This window comes from Phyllobacterium sp. GQ127 (genome assembly GCF_059758635.1).
This window is the reverse complement of sequence record NZ_JCAXDZ010000001.1, coordinates 513360-538334: the sequence shown is the minus strand read 5'-3', so window position 1 is coordinate 538334 and position 24975 is coordinate 513360. Positions and strand designations below refer to the sequence as shown.

At 52.3% G+C, this 24975-nt stretch carries 21 protein-coding genes; 7 read left to right on the top strand and 14 right to left on the bottom strand.

Annotated features, from left to right (window positions below; all coding sequences use genetic code 11):
• Positions 1-16 precede the first annotated feature (16 nt).
• Together AC6CHM_RS02840 and AC6CHM_RS02835 are read right to left on the bottom strand one after the other, a co-directional pair.
• Positions 17-3103, bottom strand: a complete 3087-nt coding sequence (locus tag AC6CHM_RS02840) for an efflux RND transporter permease subunit (protein WP_307284843.1) — start codon at positions 3101-3103, stop codon at positions 17-19.
• Positions 3100-4317, bottom strand: a complete 1218-nt coding sequence (locus AC6CHM_RS02835; RefSeq protein WP_354343631.1) for an efflux RND transporter periplasmic adaptor subunit — start codon at positions 4315-4317, stop codon at positions 3100-3102. Before AC6CHM_RS02835 ends, AC6CHM_RS02840 begins: the two co-directional genes overlap by 4 nt.
• Before the next feature lie 73 nt (positions 4318-4390).
• Between AC6CHM_RS02835 and AC6CHM_RS02830 the strand changes: the two genes are divergently transcribed.
• On the top strand, positions 4391-5029 hold the full coding sequence (locus tag AC6CHM_RS02830) for a TetR/AcrR family transcriptional regulator (RefSeq protein ID WP_307284839.1): 639 nt from the start codon (positions 4391-4393) through the stop codon (positions 5027-5029).
• On the opposite strand, the gene tgt is transcribed toward AC6CHM_RS02830, so the two are convergent.
• From tgt to gyrA, 6 genes are all read right to left on the bottom strand, one after another.
• A complete protein-coding gene (tgt, locus tag AC6CHM_RS02825) occupies positions 5030-6163 on the bottom strand; it encodes a tRNA guanosine(34) transglycosylase Tgt (RefSeq protein WP_498171909.1) in 1134 nt (377 codons plus the stop codon).
• Positions 6160-7239 carry a tRNA preQ1(34) S-adenosylmethionine ribosyltransferase-isomerase QueA gene (gene queA, locus AC6CHM_RS02820; RefSeq protein WP_498171907.1) on the bottom strand — a complete coding sequence of 360 codons (1080 nt, stop codon included), beginning with the start codon at positions 7237-7239 and terminating at the stop codon, positions 6160-6162. The genes tgt and queA overlap by 4 nt, the downstream gene beginning before the upstream one ends.
• Positions 7240-7256: 17 nt before the next feature.
• Positions 7257-7766 (bottom strand): peptidylprolyl isomerase, encoded by a 510-nt coding sequence (locus AC6CHM_RS02815; protein WP_115053142.1) that lies wholly within the window; start codon positions 7764-7766, stop codon positions 7257-7259.
• A gap of 24 nt (positions 7767-7790) precedes the next feature.
• A complete protein-coding gene (locus tag AC6CHM_RS02810) occupies positions 7791-8369 on the bottom strand; it encodes a peptidylprolyl isomerase (RefSeq protein WP_498171905.1) in 579 nt (192 codons plus the stop codon).
• 13 nt (positions 8370-8382) lie between these two features.
• The gene (gene coaD / locus AC6CHM_RS02805; RefSeq protein ID WP_115053144.1) at positions 8383-8877 is read right to left on the bottom strand and encodes a pantetheine-phosphate adenylyltransferase; all 495 of its coding nucleotides are present in this window, start codon (positions 8875-8877) and stop codon (positions 8383-8385) included.
• Positions 8878-9217: 340 nt separating this feature from the next.
• Positions 9218-11935: a DNA gyrase subunit A gene (gyrA, locus tag AC6CHM_RS02800; RefSeq protein WP_370878866.1), complete on the bottom strand. Its 2718-nt coding sequence runs from the start codon at positions 11933-11935 to the stop codon at positions 9218-9220.
• Between the two features lie 339 nt (positions 11936-12274).
• Here gyrA and AC6CHM_RS02795 point away from each other — a divergent pair, with 339 nt between their 5' ends.
• A complete protein-coding gene (locus AC6CHM_RS02795; protein ID WP_115053147.1) occupies positions 12275-12904 on the top strand; it encodes a MarC family protein in 630 nt (209 codons plus the stop codon).
• A gap of 21 nt (positions 12905-12925) precedes the next feature.
• Here the strand turns inward: AC6CHM_RS02795 and AC6CHM_RS02790 are convergent, their stop codons facing one another.
• Together AC6CHM_RS02790 and AC6CHM_RS02785 are read right to left on the bottom strand one after the other, a co-directional pair.
• The gene (locus tag AC6CHM_RS02790; RefSeq protein WP_354343622.1) at positions 12926-14221 is read right to left on the bottom strand and encodes an NAD(P)/FAD-dependent oxidoreductase; all 1296 of its coding nucleotides are present in this window, start codon (positions 14219-14221) and stop codon (positions 12926-12928) included.
• A 110-nt stretch (positions 14222-14331) separates the two neighbouring features.
• Positions 14332-14949, bottom strand: a complete 618-nt coding sequence (locus AC6CHM_RS02785) for an NAD(P)H-dependent oxidoreductase (protein WP_498171903.1) — start codon at positions 14947-14949, stop codon at positions 14332-14334.
• An 80-nt stretch (positions 14950-15029) separates the two neighbouring features.
• Between AC6CHM_RS02785 and AC6CHM_RS02780 the strand changes: the two genes are divergently transcribed.
• On the top strand, positions 15030-15650 hold the full coding sequence (locus AC6CHM_RS02780) for a TetR/AcrR family transcriptional regulator (protein ID WP_115053150.1): 621 nt from the start codon (positions 15030-15032) through the stop codon (positions 15648-15650).
• Between the two features lie 104 nt (positions 15651-15754).
• Here the strand turns inward: AC6CHM_RS02780 and AC6CHM_RS02775 are convergent, their stop codons facing one another.
• The gene (locus AC6CHM_RS02775; protein WP_115053151.1) at positions 15755-16276 is read right to left on the bottom strand and encodes a single-stranded DNA-binding protein; all 522 of its coding nucleotides are present in this window, start codon (positions 16274-16276) and stop codon (positions 15755-15757) included.
• A 425-nt stretch (positions 16277-16701) separates the two neighbouring features.
• On the opposite strand from AC6CHM_RS02775, the gene uvrA reads away from it, so the two are divergent.
• The 4 genes from uvrA to glnA all read left to right on the top strand — a co-directional run bounded on the left by uvrA (position 16702) and on the right by glnA (position 22528).
• On the top strand, positions 16702-19623 hold the full coding sequence (gene uvrA / locus AC6CHM_RS02770; protein WP_115053152.1) for an excinuclease ABC subunit UvrA: 2922 nt from the start codon (positions 16702-16704) through the stop codon (positions 19621-19623).
• Positions 19624-19675: 52 nt separating this feature from the next.
• Positions 19676-20476 (top strand): DUF72 domain-containing protein, encoded by an 801-nt coding sequence (locus tag AC6CHM_RS02765; protein ID WP_337354973.1) that lies wholly within the window; start codon positions 19676-19678, stop codon positions 20474-20476.
• Positions 20477-20718: 242 nt separating this feature from the next.
• The gene (locus AC6CHM_RS02760; RefSeq protein ID WP_008123000.1) at positions 20719-21057 is read left to right on the top strand and encodes a P-II family nitrogen regulator; all 339 of its coding nucleotides are present in this window, start codon (positions 20719-20721) and stop codon (positions 21055-21057) included.
• Between the two features lie 61 nt (positions 21058-21118).
• Positions 21119-22528, top strand: a complete 1410-nt coding sequence (gene glnA / locus AC6CHM_RS02755; RefSeq protein ID WP_115053154.1) for a type I glutamate--ammonia ligase — start codon at positions 21119-21121, stop codon at positions 22526-22528.
• Positions 22529-22599: 71 nt separating this feature from the next.
• Here glnA and AC6CHM_RS02750 read toward each other — a convergent pair whose 3' ends face one another.
• From AC6CHM_RS02750 to crcB, 3 genes are all read right to left on the bottom strand, one after another.
• Complete coding sequence (locus AC6CHM_RS02750) at positions 22600-23391, bottom strand: ATP12 family chaperone protein (RefSeq protein ID WP_498171901.1); 792 nt, start codon at positions 23389-23391, stop codon at positions 22600-22602.
• 38 nt (positions 23392-23429) lie between these two features.
• Positions 23430-24416 (bottom strand): RluA family pseudouridine synthase, encoded by a 987-nt coding sequence (locus tag AC6CHM_RS02745; protein WP_115053156.1) that lies wholly within the window; start codon positions 24414-24416, stop codon positions 23430-23432.
• A 120-nt stretch (positions 24417-24536) separates the two neighbouring features.
• Positions 24537-24914, bottom strand: coding sequence for a fluoride efflux transporter CrcB (crcB, locus tag AC6CHM_RS02740; protein ID WP_115053157.1), 378 nt, complete (start codon positions 24912-24914; stop codon positions 24537-24539).
• Positions 24915-24975: the final 61 nt, after the last annotated feature.

Here is a 24975-nt window from a genome sequence, read left to right as displayed (position 1 = left end):
CCGGAGGCCTTTTTGTTTATTGGTTTACTCTGCCGTAGTGGCCCGCCGCAGTGGGCTCAGGGTCGGCGGCCTCTGACTTCAAATCCTTTCTGGAAATGAAGGTGTAGAACATCGGCACCACAAACAGTGTGAAGATCGTTCCGACCAAAATACCGGAGAAGATCACCAGACCGATAGAGTAACGAGCGGCTGCACCTGCGCCTGTTGCCGTGATCAATGGGATAACGCCCAAGGCCATAGCTGCAGTTGTCATCAGGATCGGGCGAAGACGTGTCTTTGCCGCCAGAATAATCGCGTCATGTCGCGAAATTCCATGAAGCTCACGTTGCTGATTGGCAAACTCCACCATCAAAATACCATGCTTGGTAATCAGCCCGACGAGCGTGATCAGTCCAACCTGCGTATAGATGTTCAGAGTGCCCAGCCCGAGATTCAGCGGTACGATAGCACCAAAGATCGACAGGGGAACCGACATCATGATGATGAACGGATCACGGAAGCTTTCGAACTGCGCCGCAAGCACGAGATAGATAACCACCACAGCCAAAGCAAATGCGATCAGGATTGTGCTTCCCTGTTCGATTTCAAGACGAGACTGGCCTGAATAATCCATGAAGAACCCATCCGGCATCAATGGACGTGCAGTGTCGATAACCGTTTGCAGGCCCTGACCGGTCGTCACGCCAGGCAGTGGCAATGCCGAGATGGTCGCGGAATTGAGCTGGTTGAACTGCTCGATAGCCGCTGGCGATGCATTCTCGCTGATTTTCACAACCGCAGACAGAGGAACCATTGTTCCCGATGCACTCCTGACGAAGTACTGTCCCAGTTTATCCGGATTGGACCGGAAATCCTGCGGGACCTGCGGATAGATATCATAGCTGTTGGAGTCGCGATCAAACTTCGACACTTTCGGCTCACCAACGAGCAAACCGAGCGTCTGACCTATCTCGCTGACGGGAACGCCCAAGGCCGAAGCCCTGTCACGGTCGATCGTGATCGTGACTTGAGGTGCGTTGAATGACAGCGAGTTCTGGACGATAATGAACTGACCAGACGCCTGCGCCTTGTTCTTGATCTCTTCGGCAACTTCAAAGACCTTGTCAGCCGGTCCCGTTGACTGAATGACCACCGAGATAGGCAAGCCACCGCCTGTACCCGGAAGCGTTGGTGGTGAGAAGATGAATGCCTCCGCGCCGGCTATAGGCGAAATACGGCCTTGCAACTCTTCCTGCAATTGCTTCTGCGACTTGTCACGATCAGACCAGTCCTTGAACACCCAGATCGCAAATGCCGAATTTGTCGTTCCCAATCCAAGAATATTGAAGCGGGCTTTTAGCTCCGGCAAATCTTTGGTCAGATTGTCGATCTGATCGGCATAAAGCTTCGTATAAGCAGAGGTAGCATATTGCGGAGCGTTGACGATTGAGAACAGAGCGCCGGAATCTTCTTCCGGAGCCAGTTCAGAAGACGTCTTGGTGAAGAGGAAGCCGGTCAAAGCAACAAGTGCGATAACAATGAACAATGTTACCGGGCGGAAGCCCAGCGACCCGGCAACGCGCCGTTCATATGCACCTTCAAGCCAGCCAAAAGCACCATCGACGATCCGCTGGAACCGGCTATGGTTGCCGCCGCGAAGCAGGAGAGCGCACATCATTGGAGATACGGTCAGAGCGGCCACACCGGAGATGATAACCGAGCCTGCGAGCGTAAACGCGAATTCGCGGAACAATGAACCCGTAAGACCACCCGTAAAGCCTAGCGGTGCGAACACAGCGGCAAGCGTTACAGTCATAGCGATGATAGGGCCGGTAATTTCCTTCATACCGCGCAATGCGGCATCGACTGGTTTCAGCCCCTCTTCGATATGGCGATGAATATTCTCCAAAACGACAATCGCGTCATCCACCACCAGCCCGATCGCAAGAACCATCGCCAGAAGCGATAGAAGATTGATCGAATAGCCAAGCAGGAAAAGGAAAAAGCACACACCGACAAGCGAGATCGGAATAGTTACGACCGGAATAATAACCGACCGGAACGAGCCGAGGAACAGCAAGATAACCGCGACAACGATCAGCACCGCTTCAACAACAGTCTTCAACACTTCTTCGATGGACGAGCTGATTTGCTCAGTAGCATCATAAAGCATGGTGATTGTCATGCCTTCCGGAAGCGACTGTTGAATCGACGGAAGTTCTTCTCGAACAGCGGCGGTCATATCAATCGGATTGGCCGCCGGTGTCGGGAAAATGCCCAGGAATGTACCGCTGGAACCATTGAAGGTCACAACTGTGTCTTTGCTTACCGCACCCAATTCCACGCGCGCAACGTCACGCAGACGCACGATATTGTCGCCTTCGGATTTGATCGGCATCGCGCCGAATGCTTCAGGCGTCTGCAATGTTGTCTTCAGGGTAATTGGTGAAGCGACATAAAGGTTCTTCACCTTGCCCGGCGCTGACAGGAAGTTTGACTGATTGATCGCAGTCAGAACTTCCGTTGCGGTTGTCCCGCGTGCTGCAAGCTTGATCGGATCGATCCAGACACGCATCGAGAATACCTGACCACCAAGAATCTGAGCGTCTGCAACACCTTGAATCGTCGACATGCGCGGTTGAATAACGCGTTCGAGATATTCAGTGATCTGCTCACTGCTCATATTGGGGTTCTGCACGGCGAGATACATCGTCGCGAAGTCCTGACCTGTTCCCTTTGTGATGATCGGATCATCGGATTCCGTTGGCAGATCGCCGCGAACCTGATTGACCTTGGAGATAACTTCGGTCAACGCAGCATCGGGGTCAGCGCCAAGCTTCATCTGTACAGTAACTTTACTGGACGATGGCGACGAGGACGAGGTCACATAGTCGATGTTTTCAGTCGTCGTTACCGCTTTTGCGATAGGCGACGAAATAAAGCCCTGCATCAGATCCGCGCTCGCGCCCGGATAGGCTGTTGAAATGGTGATAACCGTTTCCTCGACCTTCGGATATTCGCGAACGGACAAGTTCACGAGACCCTGGGCGCCAAGCAGAATGATCATCAATGCTACAACCGTCGAGAGGACTGGACGGCGAATGAATATCTCGGAAAAATTCATTTCTTTGGCAGTCCTGCGTCGGTTGTATTGGCTGGGTTAACGGAGTTGTCGATCTTCACCGCAGCGCCGGGGCTCAAGCGGTTTTGACCTGCGGTTACAACTATATCGCCCTTTTTCAGGCCCTTGGTGACTTCAACCACCAATCCAGAGCGACGGCCGGGCGTAACGAAGACCTGAGCTACGACGAGCTTTTCTTCTTTCTTCTCGCCCTCAGCCGGCTTTGCTGCGTCTACAGGTTTTGCTTCGTCAGACTTTGCGGCGTCTGCAGGAGCCGTGCCTTCAGCTGGCTTTTCTGGAGCAGGACGAACAACAAACACATAGTCGCCATACAAGCTGGAAACGAGCGCTGTCTGAGGCAAGGTCACAACGTTCTCTTCCTTGGGAAGCGTTACGCGAACCTGAGCAAACTGGCCGGGACGAAGCTTGCCGGACGAGTTTTCAACCTTGGCACGTACAGATACAAGCCGGGTCGATGGGTCGATACGTGGTTCAATAGCGGTAATTACGCCATCGAAGCTTTCATCATTGTCTGTCAGATTGAGCTTGATCGGTTGATCAATGTTGATCGAGGCAAGCGACTGTTCGGGCACAGTAAAATCAACACGCATTGTGTTAAGATCCTGCAACGAAACAACGACCGTGCCTGGCGACAAATACTGACCAAGTTCGATACGAGGAATACCAACCGTCCCCTTGAATGGAGCTTTGATGAGCTTTTGATCAAGTACGGCCTGCAACTTGGCGATTTCTGCCTTCTTGGCCAAGGAGGCCGACTGGGCTTCATCTACGCTCGAAACCGCACCGACGCCGCGTGTATTCAGCGTACGTGCGCGCTCCAGCGTCTGGTCAGCCAGAACATCCTGTGCCTTCGCAGCAACGATATCCGCCTTTTCGATGGCATCATCGAGTTGCAACAGAGCTTCACCCTTCTCGATCATCTGGTTGGCTTTGAAAGGAATATCCTTGACGATACCAGCCACCTCTACGGCCAGCTCAACACCCTGAATGGCGCTAACTGTACCAATTGCTTCGATATTGGGCGTCCACACGCCAGGCTCAACCGTATAAGTTGATACGGGAGCGGCTGGCTGCTGCATGGTTGCGAAGAAATCTTTGATAGCCTTATCCCGGAACAGATTGAATCCAACCAATCCAACACCGAGCAATACGACCAGGATCAGAACGATCACGGGGACTATGTAGCGCTTAATCATGGGGGAAACCGCTCCGAAACAAAACAATGGCCAGCAAAATTTCTGCCAGCCTGTCATATGACATTAACGTGGTGTGGACTTGATTGCCACATGTAATGTACTGTACCGTCTGGACGGTATTGTCAATATCAGTTGGCAGGTTGACTACAACGAAAGTTTTAGAATGAAGGCGGACACGCTCTCCACGAAAGATAAAATTCTCCAGGCAGCAGCCGAAATAACTATGGAGATCGGGCCGGTTAATCTTTCGCTTGATGCGGTTGCACGCAGAGCGGGACTTTCAAAAGGAGGGCTTCTTTACACTTTCCCGACCAAGGCAAAACTGCTGGAAGCCCTTGTTGAACAACATATGGCTGAGTTTGACGAATCATTAAAGAAAGAAGAGGCAGCCAGAAATCACGGCAGGAATAGCGTCATTCTCGCTTGTATTGCGGTTTTCAGGGCGCAATTTATCTGCAATGAAAAAGAGCCATCGGGCATTCTGGCGGCGATTGCCAATGACCCGACATTCCTTGATCCGATTCGTCGTTATAATAAGCAGCTATTTCAACGTATTCGTGAAAATTCAGACGATCCGACGCTTGCACTGATGGCATTTCTGACCATTGAAGGCATGCGCAGCCTCAAACTCTTTGAGATGGAGGGTTTAAGCCATGATGAGCAGATCGCAACAATCGATCGTTTAAAACTGCTCTTTCAATCAGCAGATTAATCAAACAACAGGAATGTCGCCAGTCGCCCAAGCAGCCTGTGTTTCACCGACAAAATCATCAAATCGTGTTGCTTCAATTGCACTACGCACGCCCTGCATGAGTTGCTGGTAATAGGCAAGATTATTCCATGTCAGCAACATTCCACCGAGCGCTTCACCTGATTTGACGAGATGGTGAAGGTAGGCGCGGCTATAATCCCGTGCTGCCGGGCACATCGACTCTTCGTCAAGCGGACGGGGGTCATCCGCGTGGCGCGCATTGCGCAGATTGACTTTACCTCGCCGGGTAAAGGCCAGCCCGTGCCGCCCTGCCCTGGTTGGCATTACGCAATCGAACATATCAATACCGCGCGCGACCGACTTCAAAATGTCATCAGGCGTACCAACACCCATCAGGTAGCGGGGCTTTTCTGATGGCAGCTCGGGGCAAGTCACGTCCAGCATATCGAGCATGACTTCCTGCGGTTCGCCAACCGCCAATCCGCCAACTGCATAGCCCTTCAAGTCCATAGATTTGAGAGCTTGCGCCGAGCGAATACGCAGATCCGGTACGTCACCACCTTGCACAATGCCAAACATTGCCTTTCCCGGCTGAGTACCAAACGCAATTTTGCATCGTTCTGCCCAACGCAACGAAAGCTCCATGGCGCGTTGAATATCTTTTGGCGTGGAAGGCAGCGCAACGCACTCATCCAACTGCATCTGAATATCCGAATCCAAGAGGCCCTGAATTTCAATCGAGCGCTCAGGTGTCATTTCATAGGCGCGGCCATCTATATGTGACCGGAAGGTAACGCCCTTCTCGTCAAGCTTGCGCAGTTGCGCCAGCGACATAACCTGAAAACCGCCGGAATCAGTGAGAATGGGGCCGGGCCAACGAGCGAAATCATGAAGCCCGCCGAGTTTGGCGACACGTTCCGCGCCCGGACGCAGCATTAAATGATAGGTATTGCCCAGAATAATATCGGCGCCGAGATCCCGCACCTGATCCATATACATGGCTTTGACAGTTCCCGCCGTGCCAACAGGCATGAAGGCAGGTGTACGAACAGTACCGCGCGGCATGGTGATTTCACCACGCCGGGCTTTGCCGTCAGTTGCTATCAATTTGAATTCAAAGTTTTCGCTTGTCATGATGCCGATCGCCATAACAGGCTTGCGTCACCATAGGAATAGAAGCGATAGCGGTTTTTGATCGCATAGTCATAAGCGGCATGCATGCGTTCAAACCCGCTGAATGCCGAAACAAGCATGAACAGGGTCGAGCGCGGCAGGTGAAAATTGGTCATCAGCATGTCCACTGCACGAAACTGATAGCCGGGGGTAATGAATATGTCGGTCGGCCCGGACCAAGCCTTTATGGTTCCGTCAACATCCGTCGCACTTTCAAGCAAGCGTAATGATGTCGTGCCAACAGCAACAATACGCCCGCCCCGCGCTCTTACGGCATTCAATGCCTCTGCAGTTGCCGCATCGACCGTGCCAATCTCTGCATGCATCTTATGATCGGCCGTGTCATCGGCTTTAACCGGCAGAAAAGTCCCCGCGCCAACATGCAAAGTGACAAAATGTTCTTCAATCCCGCGCGTTTTCAGTTCCGCCAGCAACTCCGGGGTAAAATGCAGTCCGGCAGTCGGGGCAGCAACAGCGCCTTCTTCACGGGCATAAACAGTCTGGTAGTCTGCCTGGTCCCGCTCATCTTCCGCGCGTTTGGAGGCAATATAAGGCGGCAAGGGAATGTGCCCCACCGCGGCAATGGCTTGATCAAGATCAGGGCCACTGAAATCAAACACGAGCAATGCTTCGCCAGCATCACCTTTTTCGGCGACAGTCGCCTGTAACGAACCGAGCAGGCAGGCATTATTGCCATGTCCGAAATCGATACGCTCGCCCTGCTTGATGCGCTTTGCCGGTCGCAGAAAGGCCTTCCAGCGATCAGGCCCGACCCGCATATGCAGCGTCGCGCTTATTTGTGCTTTCACACCCTCCCGTTCACGAAACCCTTCAAGTTGAGCGGGTATCACTTTGGTATCATTGAATACCAGAGCATCGCCTTCCCGAAGAAAATCCCCAAGGTTGCGCACGCTGCTGTCCTGAAATTCGGAACCATCATTCTTCACAAGCAAAAGCCGCGCTGAATCGCGCGGCTCTACTGGTCTCAATGCAATGTTGTCTTCCGGCAGGTCGAAATCGAAAAGATCAACACGCATGATAGATAAACAATGCCTTATTCAGCGTCGGCTGCGACGCGCATGGAAACGATTGAGTCAGGATCCTGCACTGGCTCGCCGCGCTTGATCTTGTCTACATTGTCCATGCCTTCAATGACCTGACCCCAAACCGTATACTGACGATTGAGGAAAGCAGCATCATCAAAGCAGATGAAGAATTGCGAATTGGCTGAATTCGGGTTCTGGGAACGAGCCATCGAGCAAGCGCCACGACCATGATTGGCATTGGAGAATTCGGCCTTCAAGTCTGGCTTATCCGAACCGCCCATACCGGCACGCGATGGATTGAACGAGCTGCCGCCCTGCTTGCCGAATTTGACATCGCCGGTTTGCGCCATGAAACCGTCGATCACGCGGTGGAATACAACGCCATCATAAGCGCCTTCGCGTGCCAATTCCTTGATGCGCTCGACATGTCCAGGAGCAAGATCTGGATACAGTTCGATAACAACATTACCCTTTGTTGTTTCCAGCAGGATGGTATTTTCTGGGTCTTTATAAGCCATTTCAGGCAATCTCCTTGTTAGTAATTATTGGCCAACTGTGACCTTGAGCATCTTGTCGGGGTTATCGACAGAACCATTATCCGCCTCAGAACCCTTCTTGATTTTGTCCACGGCTTCCATGCCGCTCGTCACCTTGCCGACGACCGTGTACTGGCCGTTGAGCGATGGATATTCGGTGAACATGATGAAAAACTGCGAGTTTGCGGAGTTTGGATTTTGCGAGCGGGCCATACCCACCACGCCACGAACAAACGGCTCCTTGGAGAATTCCGCTGGAATATCCGGGCGGGTTGAACCGCCAGTACCGGCAGCCGCCTGGTTGTATCCCTTTTCGGTATTGCCATACTGAACATCACCGGTTTGGGCCATGAAACCTGAAATCACACGGTGGAACACGACATTATTATAAGCGCCCTCTTTGGCGAGCGCCTTGATCTGCTCAACATGTTTTGGCGCGAGGTTGGGGAGAAGCTCCACTTTGACGTCACCATCCTTGAGTTTGATCGTCATTGTGTTGGCATCGTCAGCCCAACTCGAGTTTGCAGTAGCAAAAGATAGAGACGTAACGGCAGCAACAAGCAATGCTGTGCGGAATACGGACATGAAAGACTCCAGATCAGGATTTGAATTTAGTCTTGAGCGCATCAGCGACAAGCGCGGGAACAAAGTGCCGGACGTCGCCGCCCATGGACGCAATCTGGCGAACCAATGTGGCAGTAATTGTGCGGACCGATGGATCAGCAGGTAGAAACACAGTTTGCAGTTCCGGCGCCATCTTGCCATTCATGCCAGCCATCTGCATTTCGTAGTCGAGATCAGTGCCGTCACGCAGGCCCCGCACCATCAGCGAAGCCTTGTGTTTGCGGGCAGCATCAATAAGCAGTCCATCGAATGCTACGACCTTGATCCTGGCACCATCCTTGCCCAGTACATCGAGAGCAACCTGTTTAATCAAGTCCATTCGCTCTTCAAACGAAAATAATGGTGCCTTGCCCGGATGAATACCTATGGCAACGAACACTTCGTCGGCAAGTCTCAGCGATCCTTGCAAGACATCCATATGGCCATTGGTGATGGGATCGAATGATCCGGCATAGATTGCTATCGTCATGAGCGCTTACTAGCGGTTTTGCCAAGGGGTTTCAATGGCCCGAACCAATTGCCCTGAACAGGGAATGAACAAGCAGATCAGTAAGCATTCATCCCCTTTCAACTATGCGTGAACCCAAATGGTGAAACCATTTCATAGTTACTGCGTTGTTAACCATGAAATGAACTGTAATGATTCCGAAGGGAAGACCAATGTTTATTCTTCTGAGTATTGCCATGATGATTGCAATGGTAGTGTCCGCTATCATTATGATTGTTGAAGAAAACAAAAAACGGGAAGCTCCGTTAAGAACCTCCCGCTTTGGTGTTTATCACATACGCGATAACTAGGTTGTCGCGTATTATTCTTCGTTGGCACCCTGATCTGATGTCGGTGTAACCACTTCTTCTCCGACCGTCCCCTCGTCCTCAATGTCTTCGGACTCGGTTTCAGAAATACGCTCCACTGAAACGACCTTTTCACCATCGGCAGTATTGAAAATAGTGACGCCCTTTGTGGACCGCCCGGCAATTCGAATGCCGTTTACGGGGACCCGAATGAGCTGACCGCGATCGGAAACCAGCAAGATTTGATCCGCTGCTGCGATCGGGAACAAAGCTACCAGCTTACCAATTTCATCCGTCTTTGACGTATCGGTGGCGCGAATCCCCTTGCCTCCGCGGCCCGAAACGCGGAACTCATAAGATGATGAGCGCTTGCCATATCCAAACTCACTGACCGTCAACACTGTCTGTTCACGATCGCGAAGTTCTGCATAGCGTTCAGCCGAAAGGCTGGTCAGTTCAGTTGCCTCTTCGCCGACCAGTGCGATTTCCTCAACATCATCAGCACCTTGCGCCCGGCGCTCCGCTGCCGCCTGCTTCAGGTAAGTCGAACGCTCTGCCGGACTTGCGTCCACATGGCCAAGAATTGCCATGGAAATGATCTTGTCCCCCGGTGCGAGGGTAATACCGCGCACACCAATGGAGTTGCGACCGACAAACACACGAACATCGGTTACCGGGAAGCGTATGCACTGTCCGCCAGCGGCTGTCAGCAGCACGTCGTCAAACTCGTTGCATGTATCGACGCTGAGAATTTCATCGCCTTCTTCTTCCAGCTTCATCGCAATTTTACCGTTGCGATTGACCTGAACAAAGTCTGACAACTTGTTGCGACGAACCGTGCCACGTGTCGTCGCGAACATGACATCGAGATTTGCCCAGCTGGCTTCATCCTCGGGCAGAGGCATGATCGTTGTAATGCGTTCGCCCTGTTCGAGCGGCAGCATGTTGATCAAAGCCTTGCCGCGTGACTGCGGCGTGCCAATTGGCAAGCGCCAGACCTTTTCCTTATAGACAATGCCGCGTGACGAGAAGAACAGCATAGGCGTGTGCGTATTGGCGACGAAAAGCCGTGTTACAAAATCTTCGTCCTTCATCGACACACCGGAGCGGCCTTTGCCACCACGACGCTGGGCGCGATAGGTGGCGAGTGGCACGCGCTTGATATATCCGGCGTGACTTACCGTAACCACCATATCTTCGCGGGCGATAAGGTCTTCATCATCCATATCTGCGCCGCCCTCCGTCAGCACAGAGCGACGGGGCGTTCCAAACTCATCACGAATGGCGATAAGTTCGTCCTTGACGATGCCCATGATGCGGGTACGTGAGGCGAGAATTTCAAGATAATCGGCGATTTCAACACCGATCTTATTCAATTCATCAGCGATTTCATCGCGTCCGAGAGCTGTCAGCCTCTGCAAGCGCAGATCAAGAATGGCTCGGGCCTGCTCTTCTGACAGATTATATGTGCTGTCATCATTCAACTTGTGACGAGGATCGGCGATCAATGTGATCAAAGGCGCAACATCATTGGCTGGCCAACGACGCTCCATCAACTGATCGCGTGCAGTCGCTGGATCTGGAGCTTTCCGGATGAGCGCGATGATTTCGTCAATATTCGCCACAGCAATGGCAAGACCAACCAATACGTGTGCACGGTCGCGAGCCTTGCGCAGCAGGAATTTAGTACGGCGGCTGACCACTTCCTCGCGGAAGCTGACAAAAGCGCGCAATATATCGAGCAGGTTCAAAAGCCCGGGCTTGCCGCCATTCAATGCCACCATATTGGCACCAAACGAGGATTGCAGTGGGGTAAAGCGGTAAAGCTGGTTCACGATGACATCGGCAACCGCGTCACGCTTCAACTCAACCACAACGCGATAGCCGTCACGATCCGACTCATCCCGGATGTCCGAGATGCCTTCAATCCGCTTTTCACGGACAAGATCGGCCATCTTCTCGATCATCGTCGCCTTGTTCACCTGAAAAGGCACTTCGGTAATGATGATCGCTTCGCGATCGCCGCGCATGCTCTCGATGGCAACCTTGCCGCGCATCAAGATAGAACCACGCCCGGTGCTATAGGCCGATATGATACCGGAGCGGCCGAGGATCAAACCGCCAGTCGGGAAATCTGGACCGGGGATATATTCCATCATTTCCGGCAGGTCGATTGCCGGATTGTCGATCAAGGCAACGCAACCATTGATGACTTCAGTCAGATTGTGCGGGGGTATGTTTGTCGCCATGCCAACGGCAATACCGCCGGAGCCATTGACGAGCAGATTGGGGAAGCGCGCCGGCAGAACCGTTGGCTCTTGCTCGCGGCCATCATAATTGTCCTGGAAGTCGACAGTTTCTTTGTCGATATCGGAGAGCAAAGACTCCGTAACTTTTTCAAGACGGCATTCGGTATATCGCATCGCAGCCGGGCTATCACCATCGATGGAACCGAAGTTTCCTTGCCCATCCACGAGCGGGTCGCGCAGCGACCAATCCTGCGCCATGCGCACAAGCGCATCATAAATCGAAGCATCGCCATGAGGATGGTATTTACCCATCACTTCACCGACAACACCGGCGGACTTACGATAAGACCTGTTCCAGGAGAGGCCCATTTCATTCATCGCATGAAGAATACGGCGATGAACAGGCTTCAAGCCGTCGCGCACATCAGGTAGCGCACGGCTGACGATCACGCTCATTGCATAATCGAGATAGGAACGCTGCATCTCCTCGATGATGGAAATGGCTTCAATACCGGAGCCAGGTCCGGTCTTGTCGTCTTCTGGGCCAGGAGGTGGAGTTAAATCAGACACGAGGCACTCATCTTTCGAATAGAATCAATCTTTGATCTTATAGCGGCTTTCCAAACCAAATGCCAATTAACACGTCGGTAATGCACAGATGAAAACCCTTTAAAATCAAGAACATAAAATGGAGTTTCTCATGCAGTGAAAAAGTTGCATAAGGATTTTCATCTTTATCGACGCTGAACAGCAAATCCGGTAAGTTAAGGCGGGGACAGCCATGGGCTTGCATGGCATTAATCAGAAAAGAAAAGCAAAATCGTGGCATTATATGACACAATTCTAAATGCGCTCGTTACCCTCATGGTAACGATTGATCCGCCGGGGCTTGCTCCGCTTTTCCTCGCCCTTACTCAGGGCATGAACCGGAAGGAACGCGGCCAGGTTGCGTTGCGCGCCAGCCTTACAGCGTTCATTGTACTCACGGTTTTTGCAATTGCAGGCGCGCAAATATTGGCGCTTTTCGGCATAACGCTCGGAGCTTTCCGCATTGCCGGTGGCCTGCTCTTGTTCTGGATTGCCTTTGAAATGATTTTCGAAAAACGTCAGGATCGCAAGGAAAAGAGCGCCGCCGTCGCAATCACCAAGGATCACATTCGAAATATTGCAGCCTTTCCTTTGGCAATACCACTTATTGCAGGCCCCGGAGCCATATCGGCAACGATCCTGTTGGCCGGAACGATGGCCACTCCAGCTTCGCGTATCGCCCTTATTGGCGTTATTCTCGTATGTATTGCCTCGGCTTATCTCGTCTTTTTCGTTGCGGAACGTGTTGATCGTTTTTTGGGAGAAACGGGACGTTCGATCCTGACACGCTTGCTGGGCGTGATCCTTGCCGCGCTGGCAGTGCAGTTCGTTGCAGATGGCATCAAGACGTTCATTACGACCTGATCAAATAGCCCGAGCCAACCACTATAGCGGCTTGTCTTCTTCCGCAGCTTCCCGCTGAGTGATCAGGCGGGCACTGCGTGCGCCGGTGAACGATATCCATAGCCAGCTTAATGCAACGGCGAGCCGGTTGCGCACGCCTATCAAAAAATAGATGTGCGCCAGTCCCCACAACCACCATGCGGGGTAGCCCTTCAACTTTATGAATCCGAAATCTGTCACCGCAGCCCGCTTGCCTATCGTTGCCAGATCGCCTGAATGTCGATACCGGAAAGGCTTCGTCGCAGTATCGCCAGCAAGGCGCGCCTTGATGATTTTCGCAACATGCGCACCTTGTTGCTTAGCCGCAGGTGCTATTCCCGGAACAGTGCCCTTATCGCCATTTGCCACCGTTGCGGTGTCGCCAATGACAAAAATTTCGGGGTGACCTGGTGCGGTCAGGTCCGGATTAACGGCAAGGCGCCCTGCCCGGTCTGCCTGCGCATTCAACCATTTGGCGGCTGGCGACGCCTGAACGCCTGCTGCCCAAATGATTGTTTTTGCGCGCAGGGAATGTCCTGCAAATTCGACGCCGTCTGCATGACATTCGGTTACCGGATTGCCGACATGCACGATAACGCCGAGCTTCTCGAGCGCCCGTTGCGCATAGGCAGAAAGATCCTCGTTGAATGCGCCGAGAACACGCGGACCGCCTTCGATCAGCACCACGCGGGCTGTGGCTGGATCAATCACGCGAAAATCACCCTTCAATGTATCACGTGACAAGTCAGCCAAAGTTCCGGCAATTTCCACGCCGGTTGGTCCGCCACCTATGATTACGAATGTCAGAAGTTCCTGGCGCTTTGCCGGGTCAGGTTCGCGTTCAGCTTTTTCGAATGCCGTGAGAATACGCCGGCGGATCATCGTGGCATCTTCGAGCGTCTTCAATCCGGGAGCATAGGGTTCCCAGTCATCGTGACCAAAATATGCATGCCGCGCACCAGTAGCCAAGACGAGCGTGTCATAAGCAATCACCTCGCCGTCGAGCGTCGAAACAGTTTTTGAGGCGGTATCAACCCCATCGACTGTTCCCAGCAGTGTCTTCACATTCTTGAATTTGCGCAAAAGATGCCGGATCGGCCAGGCAATTTCGGAGGTCGCCAGCGTTGAGGTTGCGACTTGATAAAGCAGCGGCTGAAACAGGTGGTGATTTCGCTGATCAATCAGCGTCACATCGATATCGACATTGCGAAGGTTTTGAACTGTAACCAGACCACCAAAACCTGCGCCGACGATCACGAGGCGATGACGAGATGCAACTGGTGTTTCGACTTGTGTCATAACCGGGCTCCGATGCACTATCGCGACTGGTCTAACAGACCAGCCTTTCCACGACAATTGCGTCAAACGCCGGACAGCAATGCGTTATGTATTGGTCCCAGTGAACCGCTTCAGGCTGCCACTGTTGGCTTGACCTGCATGTGCTTATCGAAAAGGGACGCACCAATATTGCGAGCAGTATTGAAATGTTGAAGCGGGTCTCGCGAATCTGCCTCCAGCAGCCGTGTTGATGATATGACACGAGCCCCGCAATAATCGAAAATTCCGTGATCGATCTGTCTTTCCATAGCGATATCATAGCCATGTTTCTCGTAAGTCCTCGCGTCTGCGCCACCTATCCCGACGAGATGGATTTGAATATCGCCAAGCTTTTTCGACAGCTTCCCTTCGAAATTGTCGTCATATGCCCAACCATTCGAGAAAACACGATCGATCCAGCCCTTGAGCAAGCCCGGCATTGACCACCAATAGACCGGAAATACGAGTACCAAGCTGTCTGCCCGGTCTATCCGTGCTTGCTCGGCTGCCACGTCTGGCGGCGTCTTGGCACGTCGTTTGTGGGAAGCAATGTCTGCCTGGCTAAATCGCGGATCAAAACCCTCTGCGGCAAGGTCTGCAATCTCAAATGTATGGGGGCCGCTCTGCGACAGACCTTCGCCAATCTTTAATGCAATGCTGTTGGTCAGTGATTTGGATTCTGGATGCGATGTAACAATGAGCGCATGCATGTCGATAACTCCATGATTAGAGATTGTGGAACCGTCCGAAACCTTATATACTTTTAGTAAGTTACTTTTGGTATATAGTGATGTCAAGCTCAGTTTCAAAAAACTCCTCATCTCAAACATCTCCCCGCCAGCGTCTTTCCCGCGAGGCACGCCAGCGGCAATTACTGGATGTTTCATGGAAATTAATTCGTGACGAAGGTACGGAAGCTTTGACGCTTGGTCGCCTGGCTGAGTTGTCCGGTGTTACAAAGCCCGTTGTCTATGACCATTTCGGCACAAGGCCAGGACTTCTCGCGGCCCTTTTCAAAGAGTTCGATGCGCGTCAGACCGTTATAATGGATGCGGCGCTTGAGCGTGCCGCACCCAATCTCACCGACGTCGCCAAAGTGATCGCCTCGTCTTATGTTGATTGCGTTCTTACACAGGGACGCGAAATTCCCGGTATCACTGCCGCATTAAAAGGCTCGCCGGAACTTGATAAGATAAAGCACGACTTCGAGGCCGTGTTCATAGAAAAGTGCAGGCATCTGTTAAATGCGTTTACCGGCGCAGAAGGTGTTTCATCGGCTGGGCTGTGGGGAATGCTCGGAGCTGCAGAAGGCTTGTCAAATGCTGCAGTAAACGAGGATATCGCTCCTGCTCAGGCAAAAGATGAGCTCTATGAAATCATTATTTCAATGGTGAAGCGCTCCGGAAACTAGGAGAAGTTGTTTTCTCATCTAAAAACAAACATCGGGCAGTCTTGGACTACCCGATGCCTGCATAATAATGAGAATACGATCAAGTCCGGTCTTTTGAACTCAACTCAGAACGGGATTTCATCATCGAGATCGCGTGAGAAATTACCGCCGCTCGAGCTTGAGGATCCGCCTGCATTGGACCGGCCAAAGTCGGAGCCGCCACGATCGTCGCTCATCTGTCCGCGCCCGGAATTGCTCTCGAAGGACCGACCGCCGCCAGCTCCCGCACCTTCTCCGCGTGAATCCAGCATCTGTAGTTCACCCCGGAATTTTTGCAGTACGACTTCGGTGGAATAACGATCATTGCCCGTCTGGTCCTGCCATTTACGGGTCTGAAGCGCGCCTTCCAGATAAACCTTCATACCCTTCTTAAGGTACTGCTCGGCAACTTTTGCGAGATTGTCATTGAAAATGACGACGCTGTGCCACTCGGTCTTTTCCTTGCGTTCGCCGCTATTCTTGTCGCGCCAGCTTTCCGAGGTCGCAATGCGTAGATTCACGACGGGATCACCTGAACCGAGCCGCCGGACTTCTGGATCAGCGCCAAGATTTCCTACCAAAATGACCTTGTTGACACTGCCTGCCATGTTCAAACTCCACAAATTCCAATTTTAAATTTTGCCTATCATACAGAAGCCATGGGTGTGGCGGGCAATTGATTGCCACTATCCACAATATACACCTCATATCGGCATCGTCTGCTGCGATCACTCTCCTGCCAGATTTGTCAGGAGACATTTTTCGATCATGCAGCCGACTATCTCAGCTCAAAGCGTCCTTTTACAATCAATTCGCAGCCGTATACATCCGGATATGGCGAAGACCGCTGTCAATATTATTTGTTCTTTCTTTGTTCTAGCACTTGCTCTAATAATGTCAACATGGCTATGGTGATTCAGGATGGTTGATAAAGTCCGGCCTCGTAAATTATCCATGAAGCACTAGATAAAGGGAACTGTTCTCTTAAAGAACAATTCCCCATAACAGCATGCCCTCTTAAAGGCGAACCGACATGAGCGATCAGAAGTACATTTCCATTCGCGGCGCGCGCGAACATAATTTGAAAAATATCGATCTTGATCTGCCGCGCGACAAGCTGATTGTCATGACCGGCCTTTCGGGTTCGGGCAAGTCTTCGCTCGCCTTCGATACGATCTATGCAGAAGGCCAAAGACGCTATGTCGAAAGCCTGTCGGCCTATGCCCGGCAGTTTCTGGAGATGATGCAGAAGCCAGACGTGGATCAAATTGACGGTCTTTCTCCGGCAATTTCGATTGAGCAAAAGACAACCAGCCGCAACCCCCGCTCAACTGTGGGTACAGTCACCGAGATTTACGACTATTTGCGCCTGCTTTATGCGCGTGTCGGTGTCCCTTATTCACCGGCAACAGGCTTGCCTATCGAAAGCCAGACCGTCAGCCAAATGGTGGATCGTGTCATGGCGCTCGAGGAAGGCGCCCGTCTATTCATCCTTGCGCCCATAGTACGCGGGCGTAAGGGGGAGTATCGCAAGGAGCTTGCGGATCTGCAGAAACGCGGTTTTCAGCGCGTGAAGGTCGATGGTATTTTTTATGAAATTGCCGATGTTCCGGCACTCGATAAGAAGTACAAGCATGATATCGACGTTGTGGTTGACCGCATCGTCGTCCGACCTGATATTTCCGCACGTCTTGCCGATAGCCTCGAGACCTGCCTGAAGCTTGCAGATGGTATCGCTGTCGCAGAATTTGCGGATAAGCCGCTGCCTGCTGATGAAACCTCGAGTGAATCAGCCAATAAATCCAAGAACGAAACACATGAACGCATCATGTTTTCGGAGAAATTCGCCTGTCCTGTTTCGGGCTTCACCATTTCGGAGATTGAACCGCGCCTTTTCTCGTTCAATAATCCCTTCGGTGCCTGCCCGACCTGCGATGGCCTGGGTACTCAAAAGGCGATTGATCCGACGATGATCATTCCTGACGAGGCCCTGACGCTTAAGAATGGTGCAATTGCGCCTTGGGCAAAATCGAGTTCTCCTTATTACAGCCAAACATTGCAGGCGCTGGGCGAAGCCTACGGTTTCAAGCTCGCAGATCGCTGGCGTGATTTGAATGAAGAGGCGCGCGAAGCCATACTTTACGGCACTGGCAGCCGTGAAATTGCATTCTCCTATGATGATGGTTTGCGATCATATCGCACAACAAAATCTTTCGAGGGTGTCATTCCCAATTTGGAACGCCGCTGGAAAGAGACGGATTCAGCATGGTCGCGCGAAGAGATCGAGCGTTTCATGTCTGGCACGCCTTGCCCCGCTTGCAAGGGTTACCGCCTGAAACCCGAGGCTCTTGCGGTAAAAATTGGCGGTCTGCATATCGGCCAGATTACTGAAAAATCCATTCGTCATGCGGATGCCTGGTTCAGCGATATTGATAAAAGCTTCAATGAGAAACAGACAGAAATCGCTGCGCGCATTCTTAAGGAAATTCGCGAGCGTCTGCGCTTCCTGAATGATGTCGGCCTGGACTACCTGGCGCTTTCACGCAATTCGGGCACTCTTTCCGGTGGTGAAAGCCAGCGTATCCGCCTTGCATCGCAGATCGGTTCCGGTCTGACTGGTGTTCTCTATGTTCTGGACGAGCCATCCATTGGCCTGCATCAACGCGACAATGAGCAGTTGCTGAAGACTTTGCGTCATCTGCGGGATCTCGGAAATACGGTTATCGTTGTTGAGCACGACGAGGATGCGATTTTGACCGCGGATTATGTCGTCGATATCGGTCCGGCCGCCGGTATTCACGGTGGTCAGATAATCGCCGAAGGCAGTCCAGCGGACATTATGGCCAGCCCGAAATCCTTGACCGGCAAATATTTGTCAGGCGAAATCGAGGTGGCCGTGCCGGCAGAACGCCGCAAGGTCAATAAGAAACGGATTAAAGTTGTCGGCGCGCGTGGCAATAATCTGAAAAATGTCTCGGCAGAAATTCCGCTTGGCACCTTCACCGCTGTAACCGGCGTGTCGGGTGGCGGAAAATCCACCTTCCTTATCGAGACATTATTCAAGGCCGCCTCACGCCGGATCATGGGCTCCCGCGAGCATCCTGCAGAGCACGACCATATTGATGGTCTGGAATTCCTCGATAAAGTCATCGATATCGATCAATCGCCAATCGGACGTACACCCCGGTCCAATCCGGCAACTTATACGGGTGCGTTTACTCCAATCCGTGACTGGTTTGCGGGTTTGCCTGAAGCCAAGGCGCGTGGCTATCAGCCGGGTCGTTTTTCGTTCAACGTCAAAGGCGGGCGCTGTGAAGCCTGTCAGGGCGATGGCGTCATCAAGATTGAGATGCACTTCCTGCCGGATGTCTATGTCACGTGCGACGTATGCCATGGCAAGCGCTATAATCGCGAAACGCTGGAAGTTCTGTTCAAGGGCAAATCAATCGCTGATGTGCTCGATATGACTGTTGAAGAGGGTGCGGAGTTTTTCGCCGCCGTTCCTGCCGTTCGCGATAAGTTGCAAACATTGGCGAAGGTCGGCCTTGGTTATATTCATGTCGGGCAACAGGCAAACACGCTTTCCGGCGGTGAGGCGCAACGAATCAAACTCGCCAAGGAACTGTCCCGCAAGGCAACTGGCAGAACGCTTTATATTCTTGATGAGCCGACAACAGGCTTGCATTTCCATGATGTAGCCAAGCTTCTTGAAGTTTTGCATGAGCTTGTGGATCAAGGCAACACGGTGGTTGTGATCGAGCATAATCTCGAAGTCATCAAGACCGCTGATTGGGTGATTGATCTTGGTCCGGAAGGCGGCGACGGCGGCGGTGAAATCGTAGCGGTTGGTCGTCCTGAGGATATTGTCGATGTTGAGCGTTCTTATACGGGTCAATTCCTGAAGGAGCTGTTGCGGCGCCGTCCGGGACATAGGGTGCAAGCAGCGGCGGAATAGCTGCTTGCAGAGATGTCGTGGCGTTGGTCTGGATACGGTCAGGGAGGAAACTATGACTGCAGGAACTATTCGGGCGGGCATCGGCGGCTGGATATTTGAACCTTGGCGCGGGACCTTCTACCCGGAAGGTCTTTCAAAGGCCAAGGAGCTTAATTATGCAGGACAGCATCTCCAGACGATAGAAATCAACAGCACCTATTACGGCACGCAAAAACCGGAGACCTTCGCCAAATGGGCTGGCCAGGTGCCGGATGGTTTCATTTTCTCCGTTAAAGGAAATCGTTTTGTCACCAATCGAAAGGTGCTGGCGGAGGCTGGAGAGTCCATGGAGCGATTTATCAAATCGGGACTTGCAGAACTTGGTGACCGTTTAGGACCGCTTATCTGGCAGTTCGCGCCGACAAAAAAGTTTGATATTGAGGATTTCGGCGCTTTTCTCGACCTCCTTCCCCGAAAGGAAGCGGGCTTGCATTTGCGGCACGCGGTTGAAGTGCGCAATCCATCTTTTATCGATCCTGATTTCATTGCCTTGGCACGCAAGAAGAACGTGGCCATCGTCTATGCCGAGCATTTTGAATATCCGGAGATCGCTGATGTGACGTCCGATTTTGTCTATGCACGACTTCAAAAAGGCGATGATAATATTGAAACGGCTTATTCAACTGACGCATTGGACAAGTGGGCTGAGCGAGCGCAATTATGGGCCAAAGGCGGGGTGCCGGATGATCTTCCCTTGGCTGCTCCCAACGAGAAGACGCAGAAGCATCCTCGTGATGTGTTCGTTTACTTCATCCACGAAGGCAAAGTGCGCGCTCCGCAGGCAGCGCAAGCGCTCACAAGGCGAATCCAGTAAGTCGCCGCCCCTGCCCGGCCTAATAATGTTGCAATTCGCCTAATTTTTAGGCTGCGCAACGGTCTGATTTGTGCATTCATGGTTCAATTCATCGACGGGAAATAAAATTCCCTCTGCCAAAGCGGCATTAAAATTGCCATTTCAAGAATATTCTTCAAAAGCGATGGAATTGGCACGCTTCATGCTTTTATGATGGGCAAGCGGGCATAGGCCCGCCGGTTATATAGGGAGATCGATCTCTGATGAAGAAAATCGAAGCCATCATCAAGCCGTTCAAGCTGGACGAGGTGAAAGAAGCACTGCAGGAAGTGGGGCTTCAAGGCATCACGGTCACCGAAGCCAAGGGCTTTGGCCGTCAAAAGGGTCACACGGAATTGTATCGTGGCGCGGAATATGTCGTCGACTTTTTGCCCAAGGTTAAAGTGGAAATCGTTCTCGGCGATGAATCTGTCGAAGCCGCAATAGAGGCAATTCGCAAGGCTGCGCAGACCGGGCGCATCGGCGACGGAAAAATCTTCGTCTCGAATATCGAGGAAGTCGTTCGCATTCGTACTGGTGAATCCGGTATCGACGCCATCTGATCCAACTGTTGCCGGCGATGAATCCGGTACCCAATCATCGTGCTTAATAAGGAAAATTGGTATGACGACTGCAAATGATATTCTCAAGCAGATCAAAGACAACGACGTAAAGTTCCTTGATCTTCGCTTCACAGATCCCAAGGGCAAGCTGCAGCATGTGACAATGGACGTTGCTGAAGTTGATGAGGATATGTTCGCCGATGGCGTTATGTTCGACGGCTCGTCCATCGCCGGTTGGAAAGCCATCAATGAATCGGACATGGTGCTGATGCCAGATACCGAAACGGTTCACATGGATCCGTTCTTTGCTCAGTCAACCATGGTTATTCTTTGTGATATCCTTGATCCGGTTTCTGGCGAATCCTACAATCGTGATCCGCGCGGCACTGCCAAGAAGGCTGAAGCCTATATGAAGGCCGAAGGCGTTGGCGATACAATTTTTGTTGGCCCAGAAGCGGAATTCTTCGTCTTTGACGATGTGAAGTACAAGGCTGACCCTTATAATACAGGTTTCAAGCTGGATTCAACGGAACTGCCGTCAAACGATGACACAGACTATGAGACCGGCAACCTCGGTCACCGTCCGCGTGTCAAGGGCGGCTACTTCCCGGTTCCTCCGATTGACAGCGCACAGGACATGCGCTCGGAAATGCTTACCGTTTTGACGGAAATGGGCGTGCGCGTCGAAAAGCACCACCACGAAGTGGCAGCTGCTCAACACGAGCTCGGCATCAAGTTCGATCACCTGACACGCAATGCCGACAAGATGCTTATTTACAAGTATGTCGTTCATCAGGTTGCCAATGCCTATGGCAAGACGGCTACCTTCATGCCAAAGCCGATCTTCGGCGATAATGGCTCGGGCATGCACGTGCACATGTCGATCTGGAAAGATGGCAAGCCGACATTCGCTGGCAATGAATATGCGGGCCTGTCAGAAAACTGCCTGTTCTTCATTGGCGGCATTATCAAACACGCCAAGGCAATCAATGCCTTCACCAACCCGTCGACCAACTCCTACAAGCGTCTGGTACCGGGTTATGAAGCTCCGGTCCTGCTGGCATATTCTGCGCGCAACCGCTCGGCTTCATGCCGTATTCCATTCGGCTCTTCGCCAAAGTCGAAGCGCGTTGAGATCCGCTTCCCTGATCCAACAGCAAATCCATATCTCGGGTTTGCTGCCATGTTGATGGCCGGTCTGGATGGCATCAAGAACAAGATTCATCCTGGTCAGCCAATGGACAAGGATCTTTATGATCTTCCAGCAAAGGAACTCAAAAAGATCCCGACTGTCTGCGGTTCGCTGCGTGAAGCGCTCCAGAGCCTCGACAAGGATCGCTCCTTCCTCAAGGCAGGCGGCGTATTTGACGACGATCAGATCGACTCCTTCATCGAGCTGAAAATGGCTGAAGTGATGCGTTACGAAATGACCCCGCATCCGGTCGAATATGACATGTACTATTCGGTCTGATAGCGACCTCTGCCTACGAAAAACCCCGGCTCGCGCCGGGGTTTTTTATTGAGTCAAATCGGGCAAAATGCCTATACCGAAACCGCTTGCAACATTTGCACGGCGGCCTGCATTTCACGCTTACGTATATCACGGCGAATAGCGGCTTCGGCATCTTCGCCCCACTGCTCTGATGTCCAGTCCTCCTCCAGATGGGCAAGTTCCCAAGCCTCGTCGCCGGAGATTTCACCTTTGGCTACCGCTAGCGCCAAAATGGCCGAACCCGTTAGGGTTGTGATCGTATGGAGCGCCGCAATCGCAAAGGGATCGGTAAAAGCTCCAAGGTGAACACCAAAAGCGCCAAGCGCTTCGCGTGGCTGCTCCACATGGATCACACCTTCGGCCAAGATAAAACGCGCATTAAGCACAGCCGCCGCCCAGTCGATAATCGGATCCCAGGACTCAGTCTGGCGTTGGACCAGACGTTGCGGAGAACCGGCGCGATAGCAAAGCATATCCGACGAGGCAAAACGCAAAACATCTTCCAGCACCGCCTGTGGATCATTGATGATACCGTCAATTGCTGTGTTGGCCAGTCGTGTTGCGGGCATCTGCGCCGGATCGATTTCCTTCTCCTGTGCGGTAAATTCGTCAGCGATGAGTTGTGCTGCGGCACGTGTTGGCAGAACCAGATTTTGCCGGGCGGGGGTTTTAACCACACGCCCATCCAGCTCCACTGAAAATCCGCCATCGCGCTCTGCAACAGCGGCCTCTTTGTAGAATCGCTTTGGCAGAGGCAGTTTTGAGGTTATTTGCGCACGGCGAACAGGGTCCGGATCGGAAAGCTCCTGTTTTGCATCCATGCTGAAAAGTTCATCGCGCATTGTTAAAGTCCATTTCTACGCCTGAGAGGTTATCCCTCTCAATTGTCTTCGTCTGCATCATTTTCGTCCAGACCCAAGAGGTTCCATGTCTGGACCATATGTGGTGGCAGAGGTGCTGTAACATCAATGATACCACCGGATGGATTTGGTATGCGAATGCGCCTTGCATGAAGATGCAGGCGATTTTGGATGCCGCCCGGAAATGACCAGTTTGTATCGGCTTCGAAATATTTCGGATCACCGATGATCGGGCAACCAATATGGGCTGCGTGAACGCGAAGCTGGTGCGTGCGCCCGGTGTAAGGCTCCATTTCAAGCCAGGTCAGCACCTGCCCTGCAGATTCAATAACCCGGTAGTAGGAAATCGCATGATCGGAATCCGGCTCGCCATGAGGGACAACGCGCATTCGGTCGCCATCTTCCGTTGCTTCCTTGGCTAGCCAGGTGGCGATTTTGTCTTCCCGCTTGCGTGGAATACCCTTGACCAGAGCCCAATAGGTTTTCTTGGTTTCACGCTCGCGAAATGCAGCGGTCAATGCCTGCGCGGCACCGCGCGTGCGGGCAACGACCAGCACACCCGAAGTATCGCGGTCAAGCCGGTGCACAAGCCGAGGCTTTTCACCTCTTTTGTTGCGCCATGCTTCCAGCATATCGTCCACGTGGCGGTTAACGCCCGAACCACCCTGAACGGCTAGACCCGCAGGTTTGTTGAAAACATAGACTTTCGGATCTTCATAAAGCAGCATCTGCTTTAGAACATCGCCATCATCGCGGCCGCGTATGCTTTTGCCTGTCAGATGGCCTTCAGCTTTGGAATCTACGGGCAGCGGCGGGATACGGACCGTCTGTCCTGCCTGAAGCCGCGTATCGGATTTGGCGCGCGACCCATCAATTCTTATCTGGCCGGAACGCAGCAATTTTTGCAAATGCCCGAAACCGAGGCCCGGATAATGTACTTTGAACCAACGGTCGAGGCGCATTTCCGCCTCACCCGTATCGACTGTTTTTTGTTCTACCGCTGCCATCAGCTCAAGCCTTTTAATCGCAGACCTTTAGATTCGGCGTGTCCTCAAGCGTATGAAACGCGGAAATCGCATCGAATGATTATTTATGGAATTACATAGGTCTTGCGGCAGCGCTTAGCACTATGCGACGGTTCTTGCGAGCCATAATCCTAAAAACACTGCGCAAATGCTCAATACGACGCTTATTAGCACGTAAAAAGCGGCGCTTGCCGTCTCGCCGCGCTGCCAAAGCATAACAACATCGAGCGAAAACGACGAAAAGGTTGTGAAGCCGCCCAGTATGCCAACCGCAACGAACAGGCGAAGCTCTTCCGAACCCTCAAATCGCCGCGTTAGCAGTTCGATAAACAGGCCCATGATCAGCCCGCCAACCACATTGACCACCAACGTGCCATAGGGAAACGCGGTACCAAATAGACGTGTCATTGCCAGACCGGTGAGATATCGCAGAACCGAGCCAATGGCTCCTCCAGATGCGACCAGTAAAATTGCGTTCATGTTACATTCAGTTCGGCTGGATTAATTTGCGATCTCAGTAAGTTGACTCATCACGGGACGT